This is a genomic window from Lactobacillus apis (assembly GCF_002837055.1).
Lineage (GTDB): Bacteria > Bacillota > Bacilli > Lactobacillales > Lactobacillaceae > Lactobacillus > Lactobacillus apis.
The window spans coordinates 1-4,800 of sequence record NZ_PDKP01000029.1; the positions used below are offsets into that span (position 1 = coordinate 1).

A 4,800-nucleotide genomic window follows, 5' to 3' on the forward strand; every position below is an offset into this window, starting at 1 on the left:
GGTAGAACTTGATCTAGCTAATTTTGATACCAGTAATGTCACTAACATGGCTGGTATGTTTGCTGAAGTAAAAGTTCCTGAACTAAATCTTAAGCACTTTAACACTAGTAAAGTTAAAAATATGTCTAGAATGTTTTTCAGTACCGAAAATCTGTCAAGTCTTGATCTGAGTAGTTTTGATATCAGTCAAGTGACTAATATGGAGAGAATGTTTTCGGGTAGTGCCATCAACCATCTGGATTTAACTAATTGGAACACCAAAAACGTCACTAGCATGAAAAGTATGTTTCAAGGGTGTTCTGACTTAACTAAACTTGACTTAAGTGGCTTTAATACTGGTAATGTTACAGATATGTCGGGAATGTTTGCAAAATTCGCTCATTTAGATCAGCTAAATTTCAGCCACTTTGATACTAGTAAAGTTAAAGATATGGAAAAAATGTTCGCCCACAATCCGACGGTTGCTAGTTTGGATTTAAGTAGTTTTGATACCAGTAGCGTTACTAATATGATCTCGCTGTTTTCTGGAGACAGCTCTTTGGCCGAACTCAATTTAACGGGCTGGAACACCAAGAATGTACGCTGGATGAATTCAATGTTCAATGGCGACAGCAGTCTAAAAGACATTGACTTGAGACACTTTAATACTACCAACGTTACTGATATGCTTAGAATGTTTAAGGGCGCAAAAAGTCTTGAGCAGCTTGACCTGCATACTTGGGATACACGCCAAGTTACCAGAGTTAGCCAAATGTTTATGGACTGTGATAATCTTGTTTTTGTTGATCTACGTGGCTGGCGGTTACCAAAAATGTATGATTCAACGGAAATGTTTGCTAATGATCAAAAGCTCGCTGGAGTTGATTTAAGCCATTTTAATATCCATAATAGTCAGATTTTGAAAAATGCTGGTAATTCAAAAGGCTTTGTTGTCAAGCTCGGGCATTATCGCATACGTAAGAGTTCAGGAGTAGGTCAAGGATTTAAACATATTCAAGCTGTTGGCAAAGGTACAATTACTAAGCCTAAGGGCAAAAAGTATACTGTAAAGCAGCTACTTAAACTGTATAACCATTCGGCTAAAAAGAGCCCTAAAGAAACTTATGTCATGTATAATGGCAAAAAGCCCCAGCTGCCTGAAGGGTTCAAGCTTAAATAGATAAGACAAAAAATGCTAGTTCGTTTTTTAATTACGAATTAGTCTTTTTGTTTATGTTAAAAAATTAATCACCCGGCGGAGTAGACATAGTTGTCAGCTGCTTTTTAGCGGTTTTAACATACCAGACAGCCTCATCTACCTGTGTGACAGTTGCCTTATTAGACCTTAACATAGCAGAAGCGTTTCTTAAGGCACAATCATAATTAGACATAAGATCATGATAAGCGCTATTTTGTGCTAGATCTTTTCCTTCATTAAAAAGTGTGAGCAGTTCCTGTTTGTCAGCTCCTGTCGCAATCTTTTGCCCATTTTCAGCCTGCGCAATTGTATTCAGGGCTTTAAGCTTTAACCCGCTGATGTATCTCACATCGTTCACCTTAATGAAGTTATTGCCATAGATTAGTGCTTGCTTTTTTGCAGGGTAAGTTGGCTCTGAATTTGGCACCGGGTTTGGTTGGTTGGCATCAATCACACTAGCGTCACTGTAATTTAAACAATGATAAAACAGTTCCGCCTTATTTTCCTCGGGTACCCAGAGATACATTAAGCCATCAACTTTCAGATTACTGTATTGTGGCTTTATAATGCGTTTACCAATTGTCTTGCCAGCTGTGTCATAAAGTTCAGCGCTGTTGTCTGTCACTGGCGTAACGTAAGTATAAACTAAGTCGCGATAGTCAATGATAGGCAAATTCTTTTTCAATTTAACATCGTTCTCATCAACATATTCATCCGGATAGTCGTGCAGTCTGTAAAGATAACCCTCAAAGCCATCATTTTGGTAAGGAATAACAGTTAAATCAAGTTTAATTTTCTGTCCTTTTTTCAGTTTACGTTTAACGGCAGAATAATTTACCGTTATGCTGGCGGTGTTCTTAAGAACAGTCGCTGACGAAACACCGTTGTAGCGAGCAATGTGACCATTAATGTAGCCGACGTTAGCTGCTTTAATGTAACTATTATGTCCTAAAGAGTAAAAATATTTTCCTTTTATTTTGTGGGTAGATACGTATTTAGGCTGGAAGTACCTTGCGACATCCTTAAGGTAGTAAAAATATTTGGGTGTTTTAGTAGCAGTCTTAGCTTTTCCTTGGTACTTAACAACTGTATTAGCTCTTAGTTTCTTTCCCGTTGTTTTGCCAGTCTTGGTGTAAATCAGTGCATCGTGTTTGATAGTCAATTTACCTTGTGTGATATTGCGCCCATTGACTTTTAAAACATTAGCACTATTAATGTAATAGTTATGCCCTAAGTAGTAAAATTTTTGTCCGTTAATTTTTTTAGTGCCGTAGTAGGGATAACTGGTTCTACTGTCATCATCATAAACTATCATTTCTGTAGTTAAATAGCCTTTGGGATCAGCGCTAAAGCCGTTAGGAATGTTATAGCTATGTGTACCCCGATTTTGCTTCAATTTTATTTTATGGCCTGACGGGTTGTAAACATAATCGCTCTCAAGCAGCGTGACTTTTCCTTTGATTTTCTGAGCTGCTTCTACTGTTTGGGGGTTAGCGGTATATGGCAAAAATAGAGTGGTGGATAGGGCCAGGGCTGTTAAGCCAATGCCAACTTTCTTGAAAAATTTCATTTTATGACCTCACAAAAAATCTCTTAAGTTAATATTATTGTACCCTAAACTGATATTTAAAATGGTTTTATTATATAAATTACCTAAACTTTTGCGTGGCTTTCAATATTTTCGCGTGATTTAGTTAGTTTTCAAATTAAGCAATAAAAATAGAGTTAAACCACTCTTATTTGGTGGACTAACTCCATTTTTTTAATTTAACTCCATTCAGCGAAGTTTAAAGTACTTAATTGAATTTTGGTTGTGTCAAGTAGCCAAATTGTCTGTTTTACTTGTGCAATCGTTGCTTTTGGAGATTGTAAAATAGAAGAAGCAATCATCAAAGCATTATTATAATTACTTACTGCACTTTGTTGCTCACACTTAACATTCTTGTTATTCTTATTTTCCTCAAATTTTCTTTGCAATTCTTGCTTATCCTTATTTGTTGCTACTTTCTGATCGTTCTCAGCATCTTTAGCAGTATTGAGAGGAGTAAGTTTAATTCCGCTTGCAAAAGTAACTTCACTAGCTTTGACGAAGCTGTTAGTATAACGCATCTTATCTTCTGTCGATTCAATTAGTTTATTGTTTTTATCAAACTCTGGTTTTTTAAGGTCAGTGCCGTCGTTATTAACAAAATAGCTTCTGTCTATTCTGTAGGTTAAAAAGTGATAAAACAGTTCTGCTTTGTTTTCGCTAGGTACCCATAAGTAATAAAGACCATCAACGGTCAAGAGGTTTTGCTCACGGTTCCTGTAACTGATACCTGTTGGAGTACCGTCAAAATTATAGAATTTAGTATTTGTCGTAGTATTAGGCCTTACATAGGTGAATGTAAGTTCATCGTAACTTGATGTTGGCAAATAGTTTCTCAATTTAATGTAACTTTGACCAATATATTCGTTAGGATAATCGTGCAGGCGATAGATATAGCCTTCAAAATCTTCTGCCCAAGGCGCAACCGCTAAATCAACTTTGATTTTTTGACCCTTTTTTAGAACGTGCTTAGTAGAATCATTGGCTAATGTTTGAGTTGACGTCTTTTTGAGAACAGTAGCATAAGTAACGCCATTATACATAAGAGGATACCCATCTATGCTATCAACGTTATTTGCGCTAATATAACGATTTTTCCCTATTGCATAACAGTCTTTACCATTAACTGTTTCTGTCGGCAAATAATAAAAGGTTGCCTTTTGCTCAGAAACGTTAAATTTTTCAAAGTAATATTTTTGCTTGGATTGAGTTTGCTTAACCTGCCCCTGATAGTTAACGACAGATTTGACTGGTAGAGTTTCGCCTTTTAGTTTACCGGTTTTAGTATAGATTGCAGATCTGTGATTCAAAACCAGCTTACCGGTCTTAGAGCTTTTGCCGTTAACGTTATTGACATCACCGTCATTAATATATTCTCCTTGACCAATTTTATAGTATTTTTGCCCATTAATCATTATTGTGCCGTAATAATCTAAGGAGTCGACATCAAAAGAGGAAACATAGCAGAAACCATTAACATCTACTTCAATTACAGAATAATTCCCGTTTTTTCTTGCTTTAAGTCTTTGACCATATTGATTATATACGGGTGCGTCATTAACTAAAGTAATTCTGTTTTTAGCTAGTTTTTTTGTTTTTGGCGCAGCTTGGACTGTTTGAACATGATTTAGACTTGGCAGCAGTGGACTAATTGTTAATACTGCTGCGGCTATACCAAGACCAATTTTCTTAAAAAATTTCATATTTTCACCTTATTATATGTGACGTTGTACCCAATATAATTATAACGTGGACTAGTTAATAAAGTTAGAGCAAACCAATGTTCTTTTATTTTTGCTAGCGGACAAATACTTGTATAATTAGGGTAAGTAAGTGTTTAGAAGTAAATAAAGAAGATGTAATAATGAAGCAAGAATCATTGTTTGCAAATAATGGTGAAAATGAGCCATTAGCTAACCGTGTACGTCCCCAAAATCTAGATCAATTTGTAGGACAGGAACAACTTTTGGGACCAGGAAAAATATTGCGGGAAATTATTGATAATAATCAAGTTTCTTCAATGATTTTTTGGGGT

3 protein-coding genes and 1 pseudogene are annotated in these 4,800 nt (G+C 35.8%); 2 read left to right on the forward strand and 2 right to left on the reverse strand.

Annotated elements, in window-relative coordinates:
- Positions 1–1,159: BspA family leucine-rich repeat surface protein (locus CRG87_RS07430; protein WP_133125496.1), on the forward strand; the 1,159-nt coding region annotated here is incomplete at its 5' end.
- Positions 1,160–1,223: 64 nt separating this feature from the next.
- Here CRG87_RS07430 and CRG87_RS07435 read toward each other — a convergent pair.
- Positions 1,224–2,747: an SLAP domain-containing protein gene (locus tag CRG87_RS07435; protein ID WP_074426087.1), complete on the reverse strand. Its 1,524-nt coding sequence runs from the start codon at positions 2,745–2,747 to the stop codon at positions 1,224–1,226.
- A 197-nt stretch (positions 2,748–2,944) separates the two neighbouring features.
- Complete coding sequence (locus tag CRG87_RS07440) at positions 2,945–4,468, reverse strand: SLAP domain-containing protein (protein ID WP_074426086.1); 1,524 nt, start codon at positions 4,466–4,468, stop codon at positions 2,945–2,947.
- 161 nt (positions 4,469–4,629) lie between these two features.
- Between CRG87_RS07440 and CRG87_RS08160 the strand changes: the two are divergent.
- Positions 4,630–4,800: pseudogene (locus tag CRG87_RS08160) on the forward strand (replication-associated recombination protein A); the annotation flags it as partial.